15 protein-coding genes are annotated in these 22,428 nt (G+C 38.0%); 6 read left to right on the top strand and 9 right to left on the bottom strand.

The genetic code is table 11. The annotated features are described in order from the left end of the window. Both IV512_RS14820 and IV512_RS14815 read right to left on the bottom strand, forming a co-directional pair. Window positions 1–3,399, bottom strand: a complete 3,399-nt coding sequence (locus IV512_RS14820) for a TonB-dependent receptor (protein ID WP_209404718.1) — start codon at window positions 3,397–3,399, stop codon at window positions 1–3. Window positions 3,400–3,506: 107 nt separating this feature from the next. After that, window positions 3,507–4,646: a FecR family protein gene (locus tag IV512_RS14815; RefSeq protein ID WP_209404716.1), complete on the bottom strand. Its 1,140-nt coding sequence runs from the start codon at window positions 4,644–4,646 to the stop codon at window positions 3,507–3,509. 181 nt (window positions 4,647–4,827) lie between these two features. On the opposite strand from IV512_RS14815, the gene IV512_RS14810 reads away from it, so the two are divergent. Further along, complete coding sequence (locus tag IV512_RS14810; RefSeq protein WP_209404714.1) at window positions 4,828–5,370, top strand: RNA polymerase sigma-70 factor; 543 nt, start codon at window positions 4,828–4,830, stop codon at window positions 5,368–5,370. 76 nt (window positions 5,371–5,446) lie between these two features. Here the strand turns inward: IV512_RS14810 and IV512_RS14805 are convergent, their stop codons facing one another. Beyond that, window positions 5,447–7,060: a carboxylesterase/lipase family protein gene (locus tag IV512_RS14805; protein ID WP_209404712.1), complete on the bottom strand. Its 1,614-nt coding sequence runs from the start codon at window positions 7,058–7,060 to the stop codon at window positions 5,447–5,449. Window positions 7,061–7,224: 164 nt separating this feature from the next. Here IV512_RS14805 and IV512_RS14800 point away from each other — a divergent pair, with 164 nt between their 5' ends. From IV512_RS14800 to IV512_RS14780, 5 genes are all read left to right on the top strand, one after another. Beyond that, a complete protein-coding gene (locus IV512_RS14800) occupies window positions 7,225–7,803 on the top strand; it encodes a bifunctional precorrin-2 dehydrogenase/sirohydrochlorin ferrochelatase (RefSeq protein WP_209404710.1) in 579 nt (192 codons plus the stop codon). A 587-nt stretch (window positions 7,804–8,390) separates the two neighbouring features. Continuing rightward, window positions 8,391–11,555 (top strand): TonB-dependent receptor, encoded by a 3,165-nt coding sequence (locus IV512_RS14795; protein WP_209404708.1) that lies wholly within the window; start codon window positions 8,391–8,393, stop codon window positions 11,553–11,555. A 35-nt stretch (window positions 11,556–11,590) separates the two neighbouring features. After that, window positions 11,591–13,261 (top strand): RagB/SusD family nutrient uptake outer membrane protein, encoded by a 1,671-nt coding sequence (locus tag IV512_RS14790; RefSeq protein ID WP_209404706.1) that lies wholly within the window; start codon window positions 11,591–11,593, stop codon window positions 13,259–13,261. A gap of 159 nt (window positions 13,262–13,420) precedes the next feature. Beyond that, complete coding sequence (locus IV512_RS14785) at window positions 13,421–14,818, top strand: DUF1080 domain-containing protein (RefSeq protein ID WP_209404704.1); 1,398 nt, start codon at window positions 13,421–13,423, stop codon at window positions 14,816–14,818. Window positions 14,819–14,921: 103 nt separating this feature from the next. Beyond that, window positions 14,922–16,265, top strand: a complete 1,344-nt coding sequence (locus tag IV512_RS14780; RefSeq protein WP_209404702.1) for a Gfo/Idh/MocA family protein — start codon at window positions 14,922–14,924, stop codon at window positions 16,263–16,265. A 71-nt stretch (window positions 16,266–16,336) separates the two neighbouring features. Here IV512_RS14780 and IV512_RS14775 read toward each other — a convergent pair whose 3' ends face one another. The 6 genes from IV512_RS14775 to IV512_RS19980 all read right to left on the bottom strand — a co-directional run bounded on the left by IV512_RS14775 (window position 16,337) and on the right by IV512_RS19980 (window position 22,363). Beyond that, window positions 16,337–17,302, bottom strand: a complete 966-nt coding sequence (locus IV512_RS14775) for a GNAT family N-acetyltransferase (RefSeq protein ID WP_209404700.1) — start codon at window positions 17,300–17,302, stop codon at window positions 16,337–16,339. After that, a complete protein-coding gene (locus IV512_RS14770; RefSeq protein WP_209404698.1) occupies window positions 17,292–18,257 on the bottom strand; it encodes a hypothetical protein in 966 nt (321 codons plus the stop codon). The genes IV512_RS14775 and IV512_RS14770 overlap by 11 nt, the downstream gene beginning before the upstream one ends. A gap of 2 nt (window positions 18,258–18,259) precedes the next feature. Further along, the gene (locus IV512_RS14765; protein ID WP_371743303.1) at window positions 18,260–19,615 is read right to left on the bottom strand and encodes an MBOAT family protein; all 1,356 of its coding nucleotides are present in this window, start codon (window positions 19,613–19,615) and stop codon (window positions 18,260–18,262) included. 123 nt (window positions 19,616–19,738) lie between these two features. Continuing rightward, window positions 19,739–20,977: a GNAT family N-acetyltransferase gene (locus IV512_RS14760; protein ID WP_209404694.1), complete on the bottom strand. Its 1,239-nt coding sequence runs from the start codon at window positions 20,975–20,977 to the stop codon at window positions 19,739–19,741. A 4-nt stretch (window positions 20,978–20,981) separates the two neighbouring features. Further along, window positions 20,982–22,034, bottom strand: coding sequence for a peptidoglycan bridge formation glycyltransferase FemA/FemB family protein (locus IV512_RS14755; RefSeq protein WP_209404692.1), 1,053 nt, complete (start codon window positions 22,032–22,034; stop codon window positions 20,982–20,984). 197 nt (window positions 22,035–22,231) lie between these two features. After that, window positions 22,232–22,363, bottom strand: a complete 132-nt coding sequence (locus tag IV512_RS19980; protein ID WP_256439323.1) for a hypothetical protein — start codon at window positions 22,361–22,363, stop codon at window positions 22,232–22,234. Between the last annotated feature and the right edge of the window lie 65 nt (window positions 22,364–22,428).

Genomic DNA, 22,428 nt, shown 5'->3' with positions numbered 1-22,428 from the left:
TTAAAACACCACGTTTAGACCAACACTCATTGTTTTCGTATGAGGAAAGAATTGACTTCTTCCTCTAGGAGTTTCAGGATCGAACAATTTTTGGGAAGTGATCGTAAGCATATTTTCTCCTGAAACATAGAGTCTGAGTTTTGAGAAAATATCCTGTTTAAAAGTATAGCCCAATTGAAAGTTCTTGAGTCGGGCATATTTGCTGTCAATTAGCCAAAAATCTGATTTTACGATGTTCCATGAGTTGCCTGAAGTGACCAATGGCCAATCACCATTAGGGTTTCTTTCAGGGTGGTAAGAGCGTTCAGCCATTTCTTTGTGAATGAAATTCTGAAACGCAGGGCCTTCAGGTATGGCACCATCAAGTAAATGCTGCTTCTGCAAGACACCTTGCCAAAACATGGAGAAATCGAAACCTTTATAGGAAGCATCAAATCTGAACCCGAATTCGTAACGCGGATCTTCGTTGCCGATTATAACTTGATCTCCACCAGGGGCGATAGATTGGGTGATTTGACCGTCGCCGTTTACATCCTCATAAATAATGTCTCCGATACCTACACTTGGGTGTATGGTAGCTGGGTATTCGGCCAAATCTTCATTGCTTCTATATAGGCCGGGAGAGGTAAGACCTCGTAAAGTGTTGATAGAATGACCCTCTGTCCAGATTGAAAAATTGTCAGGAAAAAACGGACCGGCACCATTCAAGTCTTCAATTTTGTTGATTACATCGGTAAAATTCAGACCTATCGAATAGTTGAACCCGTCTTCTGGTTTATAAGCTCCTTGGTAGTTAATTCCTATTTCATAGCCGTTGTTCGAAACGGCGGCGGCATTTTGTACTGGAGGGTTAACACCGATCGTAGATGATATAGGTAAATCAAGTAGAATATCATCGGTATACTTCCAGAAGTATTCGGCTACCAATGAGAGTCTATTATTCAAAAATGTTGCATCAAGACCTAGGTTGGTCATGGTGGAGGTTTCCCAGGTAATATTCGGATTACCCGCATTTCGAATGGCCGAACCAGAAACCACGTTACCACCAAATTGATAACCTTGATCTAAGTTGTAGGTGCTACTGAATCGGTTTAGACCGATATTTTGGTTACCGAGTTGACCCCAAGAAGCTCTCAGTTTAATGCCGCTCACAAAAGAATCTTCTACAAGATTTTGCATAAATTCTTCATTGGTTAAATTCCATCCAGCGGAAATCGACGGGAAGAGCCCCCATCTGTTGCCATCGCCAAATCTTGAAGATCCATCATACCTAAGGTTACCCTGAATCAAATATTTATCATCGAAAGAATAATTTAATCGGCCAAAAAATGAGCGTAACCTCCACTCTTGATTGTAGCCGCTGATATTTTGATTGTCTACGGCACCTGCATTCAAGTCTCTTAGGTCATTATTGAAAAAGTTTTGTCGGCTTGCACTAACATTCTTGAACTTGTTATGAATTTCTTCGTAACCCACCAATGCTTCGACATCGTGAACATCAAATCTTTTGGAGTAGTTAAGGTATAACCTTTGACTAAGTTCTCTAGTAGTATTTTTGGTTTCTGTTAGTTCGTTTGTGGCAAACCAACCCGATACCGCAACCGGGTCGCCAGTTACATAGTTGGTCATACCAGCTAAACTGTTCATAAACCGAGAGGTCGATTCGTTATCTAATTTATAGGTGACATTACCTTGTAATGAGAGATCTTCGGTCACCTGATACTCGAAACCGCCTTGGGCAACAACATCATCGGAAATCATGCTTGTTTCTCCTTCATTGGCCATCGCATGTGGGTTCCAATACCCTGATACCAAATCATAAGTGCCATCTGGGTATGCCATTACGACGTTACGATTGATATGAAGAAGACCTTGTACAATTTGTTGACCTGCAACACCTGATGAATTTATGGCATGGCCCGGGCCAGAGAAATTACCATTTCTGTACATAAGCCCCATTTTAAAAGTTAATTTATCGCTGGCATACATATCAGCGTTGATGAGCATGGTGGTTCTTTTGTTATTGAAATTTTGAAGAATACCATCGGAATCATTATAATTCAACGAGGCGAATATTTTACCTCTCTCGCCACCACTTGAAATTGAAAAGGCATGCTGTTGCATTAGGGCACTTTCGTTGAATATGCCATCTTCCCAATTGGCCCATGGAAATTCGTACGGGTTCGTACCCGCAACTGCATTTTGAATATACTCTTCAGAATATGTAGGCGTACCACCTGCATTTACTTGGGCTTCATTCTCTAGCCTTAACCACGACTCGGTGTCGGCTTTCTCAGGAAAAAAACTTGGGTTTTGAACACCTACAAAGGCATCGTAGGTTAAGGTAGTACCCTTAGAAGCTCCTCTTTTTGTAGTTACTAGAATTACACCATTTGCGGCCCTAGACCCGTAAATTGCAGCCGAGGCCGCATCTTTTAAAATAGATATGGATTCGATGTTTTGGGGTTCTACAGAACTAAGCGATTGTTCGATACCATCTATCAATACCAATGGGTTTGAATTGTTCAGAGTTCCGATACCCCTTATTCTGATACCTACATCTTCGACACCTGGTGCACCACCATTGTTTTGAATGGTAAGACCTGGCGACTGACCTTGTAATGCTGTGGCGGCACTGGTAACGGGTCGCTGGGTCAGTCCTTCTCCGTCAACGGAACTGATCGCTCCTGTAACTTTGGCCCTGCTTTGAGTTCCATAACCAACCAATACCACTTCTTCGAGACTGGCAGCATTCTCCGACATACTAACGGAAAGATTGGTCTGCCCATCGACCGGTACTTCTTTGGTTGAAAAACCAATGTATGAAAACACTAATATGGCATCATCGCCAACAGAAATCGTAAAGTTTCCATCAAAGTCGGTCTGTGTACCATTCGTAGTTCCTTTCTCAAGAATATTGGCTCCAGGTAGGGGTTGGCCATCCATATCTAGAACTATACCCGTGACTTCTTGCTGTACTTTGTTTTTGATAGGTGTCTTATTAATAATTGCACCTGATTCGCTTGGTTCAGGTACCTCTTTGTTTTTTGTCAAGATAACCTGCCGATTGACCGTACGATATTTGATGTTGGTGCCACCGAATAAATGGTTTAGCACCTGGTCAATTTTTATTTTCTCAACATGAATAGTAATTTTTCTTTGAAGGTCAATTTGACCACTTTCGTACATGAACCTAAATTCTGTGGTAGCCTCTATTTCATTAAAGACTTCTCGTATGGTTACATCATCAAAATCGAGACTTAAATCGGTATTTTGACTGTAAGAGTTTGCACTTGCCTCATATAATGGGGTTAGGGTCAATAGAATTGAAAGTATCAATTTTATTGAGAATTTGAAGGAGAACCGAGTTAGCGAATGGTTCAGAAGGTTTTTTCTCATTGTTAGTTTGTTTAGGTTATTTAGTTTTCTCATAAATATTGGCCGGTTAGTGTGTAAGACGACCTAGTGAATGCTTTATCTCATAGGCAACAGATTTTTATGGGTTATTAATCGATTAAAATTTTTCTATCAATAATTTGATAATTAAAGGGTGTAATTTGTTTTAGAGATTTTAAAATATCTTCAATGTTTTCCACATTGACATTAAACCTAGCGGTCAAGATTTTAGAGGCGAGTTGAGCATTGTTGTTTTCTATTATAATATTGTATCTACGCTCTAGCTTTGTCGATATTTCTTCGAAGGATAAATTTCTGAATATTAACTCTCCGGTAATCCAGCCTGTGTACATTTCAACATCAACTTCTTCAATTTTGGTTTTGCGGTTTACTTTGTGCCAACTGCCTTTGTTGCCAGGTTTGAGAATAGTGTTTTCGTTCGGTGCATAGCTGTTTGTCATATCTACAGAACCTTCGACTAAAACAGTTTTGATTACATGATCTTCAGGATAGGAAGTTATATTGAATTCCGTTCCCAAAACTTCAACTGCAACTGCATCTGCATTGACGATAAAGGGGTGCCGGGTGTCTTTTGCTACCTTGAAATATGCTTCGCCCTGAATGAACACTTCTCTATTGTCACCTTGAAGAAACTTAATGGGGTATTTAATTTTAGTTCCTGAATTTAAATGAACCAATGTACCATCTGATAGTTCAACATTAAAAATTTTACCGAGAGGCACTTCAAGTTCATTATAGGTTAGCTCATCTATTTTAGAGTTGGTATTATAACTTAATGTGTTGCCCTTTTGTGTTCCGATAACTTCACCATTAGAAGAAATGATATTTTGGCTATCGTTTTCATTTATGACCTTTAAACTCTTCTCACCTATTTTAAGGGTAATAGCTTTTTCAAATAGAGGGGCAGGTTCAGCTATATTCTCTTCCTGTTGAATCAAAAAGAAAGTAGTCGCTAATCCGACAAAAATTGCTGCATACTTCAAAACAGATTTCCAAATAGGCATAACCTGCTTTTCACTAGCCGGCAATTCTTTTTTTATAGCATTCCAATCCTTATCAGAATCTAGACTCTCAATCAATCTTGATGACTCGTCCAACAAACCTTTGTTGTATAGCGTGTATATTATCTGTCTCTCATCATTAGACAGGTTTTTCAAGTTTTGAGTATCGAGTTTACCTGTTTTCTTGATGTGCTTTAAAGCCAGCTTGAATTTTTCGCTGTTTGCCATTTGCTATGGTTTGTTTTTATAATGTTGTTGAAATTCTAAATTAGGGTGACAGATATTTATCTTTTTAACAAAAAACTTTTTAAACCTTCTCTAGATGCGCGAAAATGAATACTATTGAATAAAGAAAGACGAATATCTTTGAATTTTTTATTAAGTTCGAGTACTTCAAGTTCCATAGAAAATGCAGTCACGACCCTTAGATGTAGACGAATTAGAGTTATTTTTTAAAGACAATCACACTTATTTGTGCTTGGTATCTTTGACTATTGTTAAAGACCACGAAGTTGCCAAAGATGTGGTTCAAGACTTTTTTATTTCATTTTGGGAAAGACGGAACTCTATTAGAATTTCTACATCGTTTAAGGCTTACGCCGTAAAGGCCATAAAGAATTTAAGTATTCAATATTTGAGAGAAAACAAAAAGGAAGAGTCTCTTATAAAAGAATTGGGCCATACAGATACTTATGAATTAAAGCCTTTCGAAAAGACCGGAAATAGAAAGAAGTTACAAGAGTTATTGACAAAACTGCCTGAAAATCGCAGAAATATATTTATTTCATACGTGATTTACGGGCAGAGTTATGCCGAAATAGCAGAAAACAATGGCATTTCAGTGAATACCGTTAAAACGCAGATGAAGAGAGCTTATAGGTTTCTAAGGTCTGAAGCAAAGCCCGATATGTTATATTTTTTAATGCTTTCTTCTCCCGTACATTTTATGTAGTAGTTCTTTTGAGAAGTTCAAATCGTACTTTTTAAATAATTTTCAGAACCTTTATCCTGAACTTGGTCATAAATCATCACTTTTGCTCAAATAATTTGAACAATTCCTTATCTAATTGAGGTTTGACCTCAGAGATTGTATCAAAGTGCATAGTTGCCGTGTTTTGGCTGTTATATTTAGGCCATTTTGGTAGGCCTGAGTGGTTAGGGTCACCGGTTTTTGCAAAGTTGATCCACGCTAGGCTCATTTTTTCAGCAAGTCGATGAGCGGCATCTCCTCCACCGGTCATATTCTTGGCCCTTTCAATATTATCGAATACGAAAGGTAGTTCCATGCAATGAAGTGATTTGTATTTGCCGTTAAATACAGGCGATTGCCAAGTAAACAAATACATATAAACGGGGGCACCATTTTTCAATGCTGATTTTCCATTGGCCTGAACTACGGCCCCAGGTCTAAACATGGTATCTACATCCAATAAATCTTTTGCTTCTGTATCATCAGGATATGCTTTTTTTACAGCTTTGATATAATCATCCGATTTATCTTTCCATTCTTTTTTTATGTGTGCCATAATTTCTTCATCCGATGCATCAACAAACCTCATATTGGCAAATGGTGCAAATTCATTCTTGGTGGTGCCCAATAAAAGAGGAATATCTTTAGATAGTTCAAAAGCTTCTGGAGAAAATAGCGAATAGGGAAGGTCGATACCATCTTTGCTAGGGCCCCAATTAAGTCCGAAGCCAATAGCAGGTTTACCTTCCGCCTTCATTTTTTCAGCCACATTTTTTAAGGCTTGTGTACCAGCCTTGCTAAGTTGTTCAAAAGGTATGGTTTGCAGACTGTCTACTTGGTCAGTGTTAAGGTCTAGTATAGATAGAACTTCTGCCCCGATAGCCTGTGTTTCTTCCTTATCTAAGATGTTGGTTCTGAACGAGCCGCTTTGGTTCACGGCCTTGTGAAATAACCCTTTGGCTTTTGGCATTGCCATTAAAGTATTGACTTTAGCACCACCACCAGACTGGCCAAAAATAGTTACGTTATTGGGGTCTCCGCCGAAATTTTCGATATTCACTCTCACCCAATTCAAGGCGGCCACCATATCTAAAATGCTGTTATTGGCCGAGTGTTTAAATTTATCTCCGTAGGCAGAAAGGTCTAAGAATCCCAGTACGTTTAGTCGATGGTTAATAGAAACGACAACAACATCACCTCGCTTACTCAAGTTTTCACCATCATACGATGGTAATTCTTGACTTGATCCTGCGGTGAAACCTCCACCATGAATCCAAAACAGAACGGGCCGTTTTTTATTATCGTCGATTTCGGGTGTCCATATGTTGATTCGTAAGCAATCTTCATTTGGGTAGCCCCAATCATGGTCGAAGACAAACTCGGGCTCATCATTTACTGAGGTTGTGGGGGTCATTAAGGGTGCTACCGGGCCGTAAGTAGTCGAACTTCTAATGCCTTCCCAAGAATCTGGTTTGGTGGCGGCCTCAAACCGATTAGCTTTTGCATAAGGTATGCCCTTATATATAAAAGTACCATTATGAATATAACCTCTAACTTTTCCTGATTCAGTATTGGTCACGGCGATATTTTTGCCAGTAATAAGCTCTTGTGCACTAATGCTCGTGGAGAGGAGAAATAGCTGAAGGTAAAGAAAGATCTGAATTTTTTTCATAATAGTTGAGTGAGTTGTAGTGTTGTTTCATCAAATAAAGTGCAATTGAGCTCAAAATGCAAATATTATTGTTACAAATAGAGACAATAGAAAGTCTTTACTAGGATTTTTAAAGGGTTTTCAGTTATGTATCGTAACTTACATTCTAGAAAAATTAGAATGCTATGGAGCGTAACGAACTATACCCCGTTTTTTTAAAAGTTTCAGAACTTAAGGTATTGATTGTCGGGGGCGGCAATGTCGCATTAGAGAAGTTGACTTTTTTATTGAAATCGAGCCCTAATGCCAAAGTGGATATGGTAGCACCGATGTATAGGGAAGACACTATTGCTTTAGCGAATGAATATGATATTGTAATGCATAGGGCTTCTTATGATAGCTCTTATTTGGATAAAAAGCATATTGTAATTGCTACAACTGATAGGCCAGAGGTGAATGAACTTGTTTATAATGATTGTAGAACTAGAAGTATTATGGTTAATGTGGCCGACAACCCGCCCTTATGTGATTTTTACATGGGGGGTATAGTGACGAAAGGGAATGTTAAAATCGCAATTTCAACCAATGGAAAATCACCTACTACCGCGAAACGGCTTCGTCAATTTTTTGAAGATGTCATTCCTGAGAATATAGATGACCTGGTCAAAAATTTGAACGAATATCGTAAGACAATCAAAGGTGATTTTGAGCAAAAGGTTGAAACTTTGAATGAGTTCACCAAAGGTTTGGTTCAAAAGAAATAAAAGAATTAACAAGACAATTCTTATTTACCAGCCACTTTTTAATTTTTTTTTGACCTCCACAAAACAATTGTTTTTTGTTACAATTGAAAATTAAAAATGTAATCGGTTGCACGATGTGTTAATCCGCAAGTACATCTGGTAAGATTTATATTTTCTTTAACATTATTTTCATCGTCCTCTCATAGACCCCTACTGGTCGGCTGTTTGCAATTTTTCTATTGAAAAAAAAATCAAGTCTAATTTTTGAGTTTTAGTAAAATCCAAATAGAACATGGCTTTTAGGTAAATAATTGTTGATGTGGCAATATTTGAAAAGTTAGGGTGGAGAGTTGATAATTTAGGGCTTATATTTTTTAACTTTTATTTGTGTAAATGAAAACGTAAACCTATTTTCGTTAGTAGCGAGTGTGATTTTTTCACTACTTGCTTTAAGTTATTTCTGAGGCAACCAGAATAAAAAACAAATTCTAAGAACTAAAAAAATGAGTCTATGAGATGATCTAAACTAAATCGATTTCGTCAATTATTGGCGATTAAACTCTTCCCAATCTAAATTTTAAGTAACTAACATTTTAACTAACTACAACATGAAAATCACTACACGTATAGTGGGTACAAGTTGTGATGCGCTCTCTAATCTGATTTTCAGGGCTTTATTCACTGTTTTACTTGTTGTTCCCATTATTTCCGGTCATGCAAACGATTACGCAGTTGCTGACCTTAATGCTCTTACAAATGAGGTACCTGACCAAGCGACGGTCACGGGTACGGTAACTGATACTAACGGAGTTCCGTTAGCAGGTGCAAGCGTTATTGTAAAGGGTACTACTCGTGGTACCACAACCGATTTCGACGGTAATTTTTCTATTGCTGCCGAAGGTTCGGCCGCTTTAGGGGTGAGCTATATCGGTTATAAAACGAAAGAAGTAGCTATTAACAATCAATCAAACCTATCGATTACTTTAGAAGAAGATTCTGCTCTTTTAGATGAGGTGGTAGTTGTAGGTTACGGTACCCAGAAAAAAGGTGAAGTAACCGCGGCAATTGCCTCTGTTGATGCAGAGCAAATAGGTATCGTACAGACCTCAAGTTCCATTGATGCCGTTAAGGGGCAGATTTCAGGGGTAGATATTCAAGCTGGGGGTGGTAGACCCGGTCAAACCTCTACCGTTCGTATTAGAGGTAGAAGATCCGTAACCGCTTCGAACGATCCTTTATATGTTGTCGATGGTATTCCTTTAATCGATGGTTCTGAATCGATGTCTGATATTAACCCGCAAGATATTGCCTCTATGCAGATTCTTAAAGATGCGGCTGCTACGGCTGTATATGGGTCCCGTGGTGCGAACGGTGTTATTTTAGTGACCACCAACCGCGGTAGAGTAGGGAAAACGCAGGTCAAGTATAGTAGCCAGTACGGTATTACTTCTGCATCACGTCTTGTAGATATGATGAACGGTGAAGAATATGCGGCTATGAAAAGGGAGGCAAGAAGAACGGGTGCTACCGATGCAGATCCTAATTGGAACGGTACTATACCTGCTGATAGTGAGGTGTTCTTTGATCCTATAGAGTTGGAATCATTGGAACAAGGTAGGTCAACAGATTATCTTGATTTGGTTTTGGGCTCTGGTTACCAGACGAATCATCAAGTTGGGGTGAGCGGTGGATCAGAGAATACTAATTTTAATTCTTCCGTTGGTTATTTTAAAGAACAAGGTATTATTAGTAATCAAGATTACGAACGTTTTTCCGGCAGGTTGAATTTGGATCATAAAATCAATGATATCTTTAAGATAAGTGCCTCGTTTTTAATTTCACATTCCATTCAAAACTGGGGCTCCAATGCTACAATGGGTGAAGCCTTGGCCAACAACCCGTTAGGTGTGCCCTATGATGCAGAGGGAGAGTTGAGGTTTTTGCCAACCAATGATGGTATTCGTACCAATCCGTTAAATGAATTGGTCGACGGTGCCTATATTGATGAACGGAAATGGACGCGCATCTTTGCGCCAATAGCTTTGGATATCAACATAACCGATGGTCTGCAATGGAAGACTCTTTTTGGCCCGGATATTCGCTTGGGTCGAAGAGGTCAGTTTAGAGGTAGTTTGACCAATGATAACCGTGGAGGACCAGGTGATGCTACTATTACCCACTCAGATAACTATGCCTATACGATTGAAAACATTCTGACTTACGATAAGGAGCTTTTTACCGATCAAAATTTGAAAGTTACTTTGTTGCAGAGTGTTCAGAGTTCACGTACGGAAATCGCCGAGGCGGAAACCACTGGAATTCCTTATGAGTCACAGCAATTCTATAATTTAGGATCTGCAGCCAATAGAAATGTAGCCTCGAGATTGACTGAGTGGACATTGGCCTCCTTTATGGGACGTCTAAATTATGATATTGGTGGTAAGTACCTCTTTCAAGCTTCACTTAGGGCGGATGGTTCTTCTAGACTGGCTGAGGGAAATAAATGGAATTACTTCCCAGGTGGTTCCGTTGGTTGGAGACTTTCAGAAGAAGCCTTTTTAGAAGACAGTTCTGTTTCGCAATTGATGCTGAGGGCTTCTTATGGTGAGGTCGGTAATACTTCAGTTAACCCATACCAGACAGCCGGTAGGCTTGGAGTAATTCCTTATGCTTATGGCGAAGAGGGTGTGCTTGGTTTTGGCTTATCGGAAATACCTAACGCCAATTTGGGATGGGAGGTTTCTAAAACTGTGGATATTGGATTGGATTTTGGACTTTTCAATGGCCGCGTAAGTGGTACTGTAGATTGGTTCCGTACCAATACGGAAGATATTCTTTTGGATAGAAGTTTACCTGCAACCTCAGGGTATCCAAGTATACTGCAGAACATAGGGTCGACCCGTACACAAGGTCTAGAATTTGCAGTTAGTACCAAGATTTTTGATAACCCAGAAGCGTTCTCTTGGAAATTGGATTTTAATATAGCTGGTTATCGTGAACAAATTACAGAGTTAGCTCTAAAAGATGAGGATGGAAACCCAATAGATGATGTGGGTAACTCTTGGTTTATTGGTGAGCCGATTCAAGTTTTTTATGATTATAAGAAAATAGGAATCTACCAGGCAAATGAGGTAGACCTGGCGAATGCTATGGAGCAAAAAGTGCCTGGTGAGATCAAACTTCAAGATACCAATAATAGCGGTGATATTGATCCAGGAGATAGGCAAATTTTAGGTACGGACACTCCAGATTATTATGGAGGTTTAACCAATAGATTTTCATATAAAGGTGTAGAATTAGGATTATTCTTCTATTTCCGTCAGGGGCAGACTATTGAGTCTGGTTTTCATGCTGGTAACAATTCGCTATTTGCTCGATATAACAACTTAGATGTTGATTATTGGACGATTGACAACCCTACCAATGCCAATCCAAGACCGAACGAGAATCAAGAGAGCCCTAGAAATGGATCTACCCTTACCTATTTTGATGGTAGTTTTATTAAACTTAGAAATATCTCACTTTCGTATGCTTTGCCTAACTCCATTACGGATAAGTTAGGTATGGAAAGCTTGAAGTTTACGCTTTCAGGTCAGAACCTTTGGTTTATTACCGATTATGAGACATTTGATCCTGAGGTGGGAGAGACAGATGATAACGCCGGTCCTTTTAGGATAAACCTTCCAGAGGAGCAAAATGGAGCTAGCTCTTTGGGATCAGGGATAGTTCCTAGTAATAAGATGTATTCCTTAACATTAAGTGCTACATTTTAATCATGGAGACCTATAAAAAAAATAATATGGATATTATGAAAAGAACAATATATACAGTTTGGTTACTGGCCCTTGGCTTTGCAATCAATGCGTGTGATGACTATCTAGAAGAGGAGTTGGTTACAGATGTATCTGCAGCTTCTTATTATACCACGGAAGATGGTTTGCAAGATGCGGTTACCGCTAACTACGGACTTTTAAAACAGTTCTACGGACAAGAGATGGGTGCGGCAATGACCACCTTTGGTACGGATATTTGGACCAATGGAGCAGATGGTGGGCATAAATACTTTAATTTTTACGATACGAGTTTAAACCCTGCATCATCTTATATCAGGGATGCATGGAACATTTGGTATCGGGGCATTAATCAGGCAAATGGAGTAATTAACCGTTCTGCGGAAGTTGAAATGGACGAGGGTGAAAAGACAACGCTCTTGGCCGAGGTTCGTTTTTTAAGGGCATTGTATTATTTTAATATTGTTACCACTTATGGTGATGCACACATAAGCTTGGAAGAAACAACTGATATTGAAATTGAGGCAAATAAAACGCCACAGTCTGAAATCTATGCCCAAGCGATTATACCAGATTTGGAGTTCGCAATTGCCAACTTGGGCGAGGAGCCCTATAAAGGTAATTATGGTCGAGCTACAAAACCCGCTGCAGAATTTCTGCTGGCCAAAGTGTTATTGACCAGAAGTTATACTGGTTTTTCTGAAGGAACTGATGCCTCGAGGGCCGAGACTCTGTTTTCCACCGTTATTAACGATTATGGTTTTGCCCTTCTAGATGATTACGCAGCGTTATGGGATATTGCAAACCAAGAGAATAGTGAAGTGATTTACGCTATACCTAATTCTAAAGCACAAGTTGATAGTGGTATTGATGAAAATGGACATAAATGGCACCTGTATTTCTTGATGGAGTACGATGTGCGCAGAGGTATGACTAGAGATATCGCTAACGGTAGACCTTGGAAAAGACATAGACCTACAGAATTTATGTTGTCTTTATGGGATAGAGATGTTGATTCACGTTACGACAAATCGTTTAAGCATGTGTTTTTTGCTAACAAGGACGAACCTGCAATAGAGGCCAATCCGGACACAGGAGAGCCGGCTAGAGCTGCTTTGTCCGTTGGTGATACAGCTATTTTTATACCAGGGCCCATGCGTAATGATTTATGGCCACAATCGCGACAAGATGGGGTGCCCTATATCGTGATTACTGATGAAGAATATACAGAGAGATTATTTCCTCCTATGAACAAATGGATAGATGATACTAGGCCAGACCGCCAAAAAGAGCAGGGTCAGAGAGACTTTATCCTTATGCGTTTAGGAGACGCTTATTTATTGCGTGCAGAAGCAAGACTTCAGCAGAATGATGCAGCAGGTGCTGCCGAAGATATCAACGTGATTAGAACAAGGGCTGCGTGGCCAGGTCAAGAAGCTGCACTTCAAGTTAATGCGGGAGATGTTGATATCGATTTCTTGTTGGATGAAAGGGCACGTGAATTAGCTGGTGAAGGTTATCGCTGGTGGGATTTGGCCCGAACAGGTAAACTGGTAGAGCGTGTTAAAGATTTTAACCCTCAAGGTGCACCAAATATTGAAGATTATCATACGGTTAGACCTATCCCACAGGATCAAATTGATAGAACTTTGGGCGGTTACCCACAGAACCCAGGTTATCCACAATAGAGTTAATTTAGTTTTATAGAAAAGGCCAGTACCTATGAAGTACTGGCCTTTTCGTTTTTATATTTTAAATGTCACAATTTTCGAAAAAATGATGAGCTGCTTAAAAGCTTTGTAAAAATTCATATCTTGAGGCAAAATCCAAAAAAACCAATAAGAAATATGAAGATTATTGAATTTATGAGGCCTAAACTTATGAATGGTCTAGCCTTGCTGGCCCTGATTTTAATAGGTGCTTGTGGTGAAACAGAAAAAGACGATACCCCGTGGGTTGAGATTTTTGACGGTACAACTTTGAAAGGTTGGTCGCAAAAAGGAGGTGAAGCGAATTATGAGGTGCGTGATGGTATGATAGTAGGTAGTACGGTTCATGGTACGCCAAACTCATTTATGACCTCAGATAAAATGTATGATGATTTTATATTAGAACTTGAATACAAAGTAGATTCTACCATGAATTCGGGTATTCAAATTAGAAGTAATAGTTTGCCACATTACAAAGATGGTAGAGTGCATGGGTATCAAATAGAAATTGATCCGTCTGACCGAGCATGGAGTGCGGGTATTTACGATGAAGCCAGACGAGGTTGGTTGAATCCATTGCCTGAAAACCCTGATGCGCAAAAGGCATTTAAGCAGAACGATTGGAATCACTATCGAATAGAGGCGATTGGCGATACATTGCAAACATGGATCAATGGGGTACCAGCAGCCCACCTTATCGATGATAAAACATCTAGTGGTTTTATTGGCCTTCAAGTGCATAGTATTCCGAAGGAAAATAAAGAAGGCACTGAAATTATGTGGCGTAATATCAAAATCTTGACAGATAGTCTTTCGAAATACAACAAATCTACACCTGTTAAGCCTATCGTTACCAAAAATACGTTGACCAAAGCAGAAAAAGAAAATGGTTGGAAATTGTTATGGGATGGCGAAACCACCGATGGCTGGCGTGGAGCAAAATTGGATGAATTTCCAGATAAAGGTTGGAAAATCGAAGATGGTATATTGAGCGTGCTTTCTTCCGGTGGTGAAGAATCGGCGGCCGGCGGAGATATCGTTACCAAAGATTTGTATGGCAATTTTGAACTTACCGTCGATTTCAAGCTTACCGAAGGTGCGAATAGTGGCATTAAATATTTTGTCAATACCGATATTAATAAAGGCCCTGGCTCTTCGATAGGTTTAGAGTACCAAATCCTAGATGATGAGAGGCATCCAGATGCCAAACTCGGAAACCATGAAGGTAGCCGTACCGTAGCTTCACTATACGATTTGATTAAAGCTGATGAGAACAAGCCTATCAACCCCATTGGCGAATGGAACACGGCCCATATTATTTCGAAAGATAATCATGTAGAGCATTGGCTGAACGGGGTAAAAGTTCTGGAGTATGAACGAAAAAGTGATAACTACAAAAAGTTGGTTTCCGAGAGCAAGTACACTAAATGGCCTAATTTTGGAGAAGGCGATAAGGGTCATATATTATTGCAAGATCACGGTGATCTCGTTTCTTTTAGAAACATTAAAATTAGAGACTTCAGTGAAGAAAAGTAAGCTTATGCAGTAAGCAAATCTAAATCCGTTCTTGTTTTTAGGGTGTTTTGGAGAGTGAGCTGCAAGCCGAAAAATTTATCAAACTTAAACTAAACTAAAGAAAATGAGTTCAAACAGAAGAAACTTTATTAAAAAGGCTTCGGTAGGTGCCGCAGGTGTTGCCTTTTCGGGCAGCATTAATGCCATGTCGGTAAATAGTTATGCCCGTGTTTTAGGGGCAAACGATAAAATTAATTGTGCTATTATCGGCGTGAGAAGTAGGGCCAAGGCCCATATAAAGGCTATTCATAACGATGCCAATGCCAAAATTATATATAGTTGTGATGTAGATGATCAAATAATTGAAGAGCATAATACATGGTGTCAAGAAAATATCGGTTATATACCCAAAGTCGAAAAAGATTTTAGAAAGGTTCTTGAAGATAAAAAAGTAGACGCGGTTTTTATCGCTACTCCCGAACATTGGCACGCACCTATGGCGATAATGGCTTTGCAGGCCGGTAAGCATGTGTATGTAGAAAAGCCTTGTAGTCATAACCCCTATGAGAATACATTGCTGGTTGAAGCACAGAAAAAGTACGGCAAGAAAGTTCAAATGGGTAATCAACAACGTTCTGCAAAAAGCTCTGCTCTTGCGGTAAAAGAAATTGGAGAAGGAATTATCGGTGATGTTTATAAGGGAGAAGCCTATTATTCGAATAACCGTGGCTCGATAGGTACTGGAAAGAAAGTAGCGGTTCCTTCTACCTTGGACTGGGAAATGTGGCAAGGCCCTGCAGTTCGTGAAGATTTTAGAGATAATATACACCCATACAACTGGCATTGGTTCAGAAACTGGGGTACAGGTGAGGTGCATAATAACGGTACTCACGAAATTGATATCTGTAGATGGGCGCTCGGGGTAGACTTACCTGATAGTGTTACGTCTTATGGGGGTAAATATACATTTGATGACGATTGGGAATTTGTCGATAATCAGCAAGTGACTTATAAGTTTGGAGATGATAAGTTTATTACTTGGACAGGGCACAGTAGAGGAAAAATATTGCCCAACCAGCCCGGTAGGGGTATAAGTATTTACGGTAGCAAAGGAATTATTACCCTTAGCCGTGGAGGTTATCAGCTGTATGATTTGGATGGTAATCAAATAAAAGAAGTTAAAGAAGATGGTAATCAAAGTACAGGAACCAATACACGTGGAGAAGGTGTTTTAGATGTGAACCATGTAAGCAACTTTTTCGCAGCCATTCGCGAGGACAAATCTTTGAATTCTGATATTAAGGATGCGAGTATCTCTACCATGCTTTGCCATTTGGGCAATATGGCTCAAGATGCAGGTGAAACTATTAAGGTAGACAATGTCACCGGTAAAGTCTTGAATAACGAAAAAGTAATGAAAGACTGGTGGAAACGTGAGTACGCAGCAGGTTGGGAGCCTAAACTTTAAATTTTATAAATAAATCATTTGGCCCTTTAAGAACTCTTAAAGGGCTTTTTTGTTTACGTATTTAAAATGGTTCATGGCTCAGACGGGGTCGTTTTGTTGGTCAATTCACGGAATCGATATTTTAGTTTATCTAAACGAATCATTTTGCCCAAAATGTCTTTATCTCTCAAGAACTGTTTTAATTGCAATTTTTTAGCTTCGGTTATGGCTTTTAAACTCGACTTAAGTGACCTATGGTTGTAAAATATATAAAAGTAAATAGAGTAGTGATTGTTGCACCATTTCATCTTATAGTCCGTTTCGCCCATTGATAAATCGACTACTTTACATCCTTCAGACATAAAATATTCCAACCTTTTAAACATACTTATATCACCCATATTATACTGAGAATACTGTATATCGTATGTCTGAATATAGCTGAATACGGTATCGGTCAAATGAAAATGTAGCGAGATGGTAATTGGTCGGTCTCCATCATAAATTGCGAACATCGATGCCTTTTTTTCTAAGATTAAGGGGTATACCAATTCGTAGTAATAGTTCCAGCTGTTTAAGTTGTTGTTATAGACTTTTTTTTCATCAAACCTTCTTTCGAGTAAGAGTCGAAATTCTGAGAAAAGTAAATCGTATAACTCCTTTTCAATATTTCCGTAGTAAAAGGAATAGCGAATTTCATGTTCTACCTCTAACTTTCTCTTTTTTGAACGTAGTTTTTTTCGATTTCTAGAACTAAGTTGCGTCGAAAGATATTGGTCAACATTGGCACAAGCTGAAAGGTCTAATAAAAAACCTTTGTATTGTCTAATTTTCTTGACACTTATTTTATTAACGACTTTTTTCAGGGTTAGCGATAAATACTCCGGAACATCCCAAACTATAGAGAAATTAATGTTCCCAAGGTTAGTGACTTGCTCTTCGCCATTGAACAAAGGCTTGTCGGTAATCTGGTTGTGAACTTGATTCTCAAAAAACGGTGAAACCTCACCTTTCATGAAAAGATCAAAGAAAAACCGATATTTTGATTCAATCTGCACGGTTATTTTTTAGGTAGTTTGCCACGGTGTCGGCTATTAGATTCCTGCCATGTTCGTTCCAATGGTGGTCATAGATCAAGGTAGTGGATTTTGTGGAGGCCTTAAAGGCAGGGGCAAAATCTATTACCTCAATACTTTCGTTTTTACAATACTTCAGAAAGTTTTCACTTGTTTTTCTTGAGTCTAAGAGAATAGCTGTCTTGTTTTTATCAAAGCCATATAACGAGATAAGGTTTTTAAAGTTATCGAGCCGATTTCTGTCTTGGTTGTTTATTTCTTCTTGCGATAGTTTAACATCGTTTTCCTGATAACCTTTTTTAGGTTCATTAAATGCTTTGCCCTGTGCTAATCTTTTAAAGGATTCAAGTACGCCAATTTTTGAACCGTATGCCAGAAGCTTAATGTTATCTCTTATCTTGAAAATGGTAGAGTTCAACATTCTGATTCTATCGTGATTAGGCCTATATTCCCCTCTTGAAAGATCGCTTTCGTAATTGAGGTAAATAATTATCTTGTCTATAAGCGAGAATTGGTCTTTGTAAGCATTTATCAAATGCATTTGATTGGCAAGATCGTAACCGGCGTAACCGTATTCATATACTCTTATATGATTCGTTCTTTCTTCGATTTTCTCACCTGTAGATATATGATAATCTTGATGAAAGCCTTCGATAAAAGAATCGCCGATTAGAGCCACTTCGTAGCCCTTTTCTGTTGGATTGAATTCATTTTTAGAATTAAAGCCATCTTTATTAATTCTAAATTTTGATAAATTTTGATTTCTATTTCCTGTTACAGAATAACCTGTACTACCGGGCACACGTTTTTCTACACCATACTCATCAATATATCTCGGCGGATCTTCTGTGTACAAATGCAATACCCTTACCAAACCTTCTAAAGCCAAAAGTATGAGGAAAACATAAAGTAAACTTTTCAATATAAATTTCTTCATAACTAGAATTGAAAATATATGAACGATCTGTTGACTCCATCATCATAGAATAATAGCATCAATAGAATAAGGATGGAATAGATACAAAACCTAATATATCTTGATTTGAATTTGAATGGATTTCTTTCATCTTTTCGTATGATGTACTCGTAAAAGGTGAATAAACCTATAAGTAGATAAAAATCTATCATTCTATAACCCATGGGGTGAACGTAGGGCGAATAACTGAAATCTGAAACAATTCTATCAATATAGGCAAATGAATCGTTCAGTGTAGGAGACCTAAAGAAAATTCTAGAGAATGTAACCAGAATAAATGTTAGCGCTACTTGACCAATTTCCTTCAAAGATGGGAACCAACTGTTTTCTGCGATAATATTATCGGAATAAATTCGGTTTCTGCCCATTAGAAATATGGGTATGTAAAATAGGGCATGAAGACCGCCCCAAAATATAAATGTCCAATTGGCACCATGCCAAAAACCGCTAACCACAAAAATGATTATAATGTTTCTAATTGATAATAGTTTTCCAACTCGGTTACCACCTAACGGAATATATAGATAATGCCTAAACCAAGTTGATAACGAAATGTGCCAGCGCTGCCAATATTCGGCTACATTACGGGAGAAATTCGGGAACTTAAAATTTGACATAAGCTCTACGCCCATAAGTTTCGCGGTTCCTAAGGCAATATCAGTATAACCGCTAAAATCACCATAGACCTGAAAACTAAATAGACAGACCCCTAATATTAGGGTTGAGGCAGAATAATCATTATAATTCTGGAAAATATCGTCAACAATAGGTGCCAGCGCATCGGCTATGACCAGTTTCTTAAAAAAACCCCAGAGTATAAGTTTGATACCGCTCGAAGCTTGTTCATAACTGAATACCCTTTTGGTCGAAATTTGATGAAGTAAATTTGATGCTCTTTCGATGGGTCCAGCGACCAACTGAGGAAAGAATGCAACGAATGCGGTAAAAGCGACTAGGTCTTTAGTGGGTTTTAGTTTTTTATAGTAAACGTCAAAGGAGTAGGACATGGTTTGAAAGGTGTAAAAGGAAATACCTACAGGTAGAATTACCCTAAGTGTCCAAGTACTTTTCATATTGTAGCCAAATAACGACCACATGTCAATAAAAGAATCAACAAAAAAGTTGAAGTATTTAAAAAAACCTAATAGGCTTAAATTAAAGGCCATGCTTGCCCAAAGCCAATACCTAGCCTTTTTTTGCCCTAAGTTTTTATAGATTTTCTGCCCAACGTAAAAATCGACCAAAGTACTTAAGATGATTAGTATAAGGAAACGCCAATCCCACCAACCATAAAATATATAGCTGGCTACGATAATCAAAATGTTCTGGACTTTTAGATTTCTCTTAAAAACTGTCCAATACAAAATGAATACCAGCGGTAGAAAAATCAGAAATTCTATTGAGTTAAAGAGCAATGCTGGAGTTTTTAATGTGATTTATGGTCAATGTAACTTAACGCCTTTTAGTTTTTGATCACCGACAAACAAATAATCTATTTCACTTTGATGGGAACGATAGATTTTAAGATTTTTCATGCGCTCGTTATTTAAGTACAAAAATTCAAAAGCGATTTTCTGTAAATGTTCATATTCTGCGCTCTTTAGAAAAATAGGTTGGAGTTTCTCAATCGCAATTTGATTATGCACTTCCGTGAATGAATAGCTAAGCTGAGAGTGTCTTTCTTTCTTTTGATTTTTAAGGCCGTAATTGAATTTGTGCAACTTCTCATTCAGATTTTTTTCTCGCAGGCTCTGTTTAAAATCAAAATAAAATTTTATTGTTTTGGCAGTTGCACTAGACAGTATAGATTTTTTATTGTAATAAATATGATATTCAAAATCATATTTGTTTGTTGCCCACCGGGTCTTGTATTCAAAATGACCTTTAGAGAAATCAAGAATCTTGTATTGATGCTCAATGCCCCATTCTATCAACTTCATTATGGTCACTGAGCCTAGATGAAATTTGGTGTAGTCGATATCGAACACTGTTATGGCATCAAAAATGATATCATCGGAAAAATAATTCAATGTTATGCCAATGGGCTTTTCTTCATCGTAAACCACGAATAGTGCGGCCTTTCTCACTAAAAGTAAAGGGTATGCGACTTCTTTGTAGAAATTCCATTCTGCTGTATCCAAGTTGTTATTATAAACTTCCTTGTCATCAAATCTCTTTTGTAATAAAGTTTTGAAGCTAGCGAAAAGAGTTTCATACTCTGATTTGGATGTCTCGCTCCCATACATTCTGTATGTTATATCAAAGCACTCTTCAAGTCGTTTTTTATATTTGTTGAGTTTATACCGACTACTTTTACTAAACGTCTTTTGCATATAATCTTGAAAATTGGCAAAAGTGTGCAATTCAACTAAATAGCCAGGATATTGTTTGCTTGTAAGATGCCCTAATTTATCGGTAATCGCCGATTGTGTATTAAAATAAGTCGGAACATCATAAATTAAAAAAGTATCATTAATATTATCGGTCTCATCATCGTTGATTTGATAGCTCATTCCCTTGGTTAGTGTGCTCCCCACATTTTGTTTTAAGGGAAGTACGGGATGGTTTATGAACGATATGGGTGATATGAAATTCGGCGTTATGATTTTTTTATCTTGATAAAAGTGTTTTTTCCAAATACTTGTAAATTCACCTGATAAAAATGGATTTTCTTCAACCATTTGATTATGAACTTTTTTTATGTATGTTTCTATATGCAGGAAAGAATTCAAGTTCTTCGTCGGTCATAGAACTCCGTAATCTTTTTAGTTCTTGCTCTATTAATTTGTCGTAAATCTCTTGGTCAACGATATATTTCCAAAGTTTAAAAGGAACTACGTTTTTCGAAAAGCCGGATTTAAAAGCAAAGAGAGAATCTTGTTGATTGGCTCTTCCCCCTCCAAGATTAAAAAATTTAAAGTCCCCTTCATTCGCTCTTAGCCGCATCTCATCTATAACGAGTTTAATGCCCCCAAGGTCTAGAAATTCTGTTTTCACTCCTGATAAATGATATTGTACGATGTCATCTGTAAGGATGAAAATCGCACCGGCAATGACCTCGTTCGTTTCATTCAATTTACATAGCAGCAGCTCGGTTTCGTATTCAGAACTCAAGAGCAATCGATAAAAATAGCGCTCGTCAAAGAAGTAACTCTCATTGGCATGTACGCGGTTCATATTTTCATGATAAATAGATATAAACTCTTGAATATCGTCGGCAGTGGTACCCTTGTAAACACTGCAGGTCTTTCTGGCTTTATTAAGGTAGGTCTTTAGTCTACTGCCATAAGCCTGTCTTTGTTGGTCAAGTGATTGGGTTAAATCTATATTGACAATAGACCCCGGGTTGGTGATATCTCCCAACCCTTTTAAAGCATTTTCTTGATATTCTATAAAGGGATGTAATCTTGAGAATATAGAGATAATGTTCTGTTCCTTGAGAAACTTCTGAAATTCTATTTTGAATTTTGAATTATCGTACCCTGATTTAAATTTATAGACCAAGGGGCCGGCATAGCCATATACAGAAGTGGCATCGTTATATGAGGTTCCTTTAATGGTTCTTAGCATTAAGGGTAGTGCCAATAAACCGTTAGCGTCTTCATATGATAATAAAATGGGTTCTTCACCCTCTTTCTTAGAGAGCTCATGGTAACTAAAAGTATGGTAAAAGTCATGATGAGGAAAAGATTTAATACATCTCTTCCATTCTTGCTTTTCTCTAATTACTTGAATCATTCGGGTATGAAATTTCCTAATAAAGGATAATTAGTTAAGACTTGTACGAAGCATTTAACGTAAATGTTACAAAGCTGGATTTAAAAAGTGAGTTAAAATTTTTAAAGCAGATTAAAATTTCAGTGATTATTTGATATCAAAAAAGAAAGCCCTTTTAAAAGGGCTTTTTTATAAAAAAAAATTAATGTAGAATTAAGTTAATCAAAAAAGCCGATTACATCTAGAATTAGGGCTACGGGTACGGCCGCTAAAATTAGTACCAAACACCAAACCATTATTCGAAGAAATAAATTGAGCATTTTAACACCGATGGGAAGTTCTTGTTCCATTTTCTTAACGTTTACTTAAAATTAAGAAAAATATATGTACAAAACTGAATTTTAGGTAGTTATTT

The organism is Pseudozobellia sp. WGM2 (assembly GCF_017810075.1).
Lineage (GTDB): Bacteria > Bacteroidota > Bacteroidia > Flavobacteriales > Flavobacteriaceae > JADNYK01.
Note: the sequence above shows the minus strand (reverse complement) of the source record. Positions and strands in the feature narration are given on the sequence as shown.

Coding starts and splice junctions, on each gene's coding strand:
- IV512_RS14820 (WP_209404718.1), bottom strand. CDS start 3,399: ATGAGAAAAAACCTTCTGAACCATTCGCTAACTCGGTTCTCCTTCAAA.
- IV512_RS14815 (WP_209404716.1), bottom strand. CDS start 4,646: ATGGCAAACAGCGAAAAATTCAAGCTGGCTTTAAAGCACATCAAGAAA.
- IV512_RS14810 (WP_209404714.1), top strand. CDS start 4,828: ATGCAGTCACGACCCTTAGATGTAGACGAATTAGAGTTATTTTTTAAA.
- IV512_RS14805 (WP_209404712.1), bottom strand. CDS start 7,060: ATGAAAAAAATTCAGATCTTTCTTTACCTTCAGCTATTTCTCCTCTCC.
- IV512_RS14800 (WP_209404710.1), top strand. CDS start 7,225: ATGGAGCGTAACGAACTATACCCCGTTTTTTTAAAAGTTTCAGAACTT.
- IV512_RS14795 (WP_209404708.1), top strand. CDS start 8,391: ATGAAAATCACTACACGTATAGTGGGTACAAGTTGTGATGCGCTCTCT.
- IV512_RS14790 (WP_209404706.1), top strand. CDS start 11,591: ATGAAAAGAACAATATATACAGTTTGGTTACTGGCCCTTGGCTTTGCA.
- IV512_RS14785 (WP_209404704.1), top strand. CDS start 13,421: ATGAAGATTATTGAATTTATGAGGCCTAAACTTATGAATGGTCTAGCC.
- IV512_RS14780 (WP_209404702.1), top strand. CDS start 14,922: ATGAGTTCAAACAGAAGAAACTTTATTAAAAAGGCTTCGGTAGGTGCC.
- IV512_RS14770 (WP_209404698.1), bottom strand. CDS start 18,257: ATGAAGAAATTTATATTGAAAAGTTTACTTTATGTTTTCCTCATACTT.
- IV512_RS14760 (WP_209404694.1), bottom strand. CDS start 20,977: ATGGTTGAAGAAAATCCATTTTTATCAGGTGAATTTACAAGTATTTGG.
- IV512_RS14755 (WP_209404692.1), bottom strand. CDS start 22,034: ATGATTCAAGTAATTAGAGAAAAGCAAGAATGGAAGAGATGTATTAAA.
- IV512_RS19980 (WP_256439323.1), bottom strand. CDS start 22,363: ATGGAACAAGAACTTCCCATCGGTGTTAAAATGCTCAATTTATTTCTT.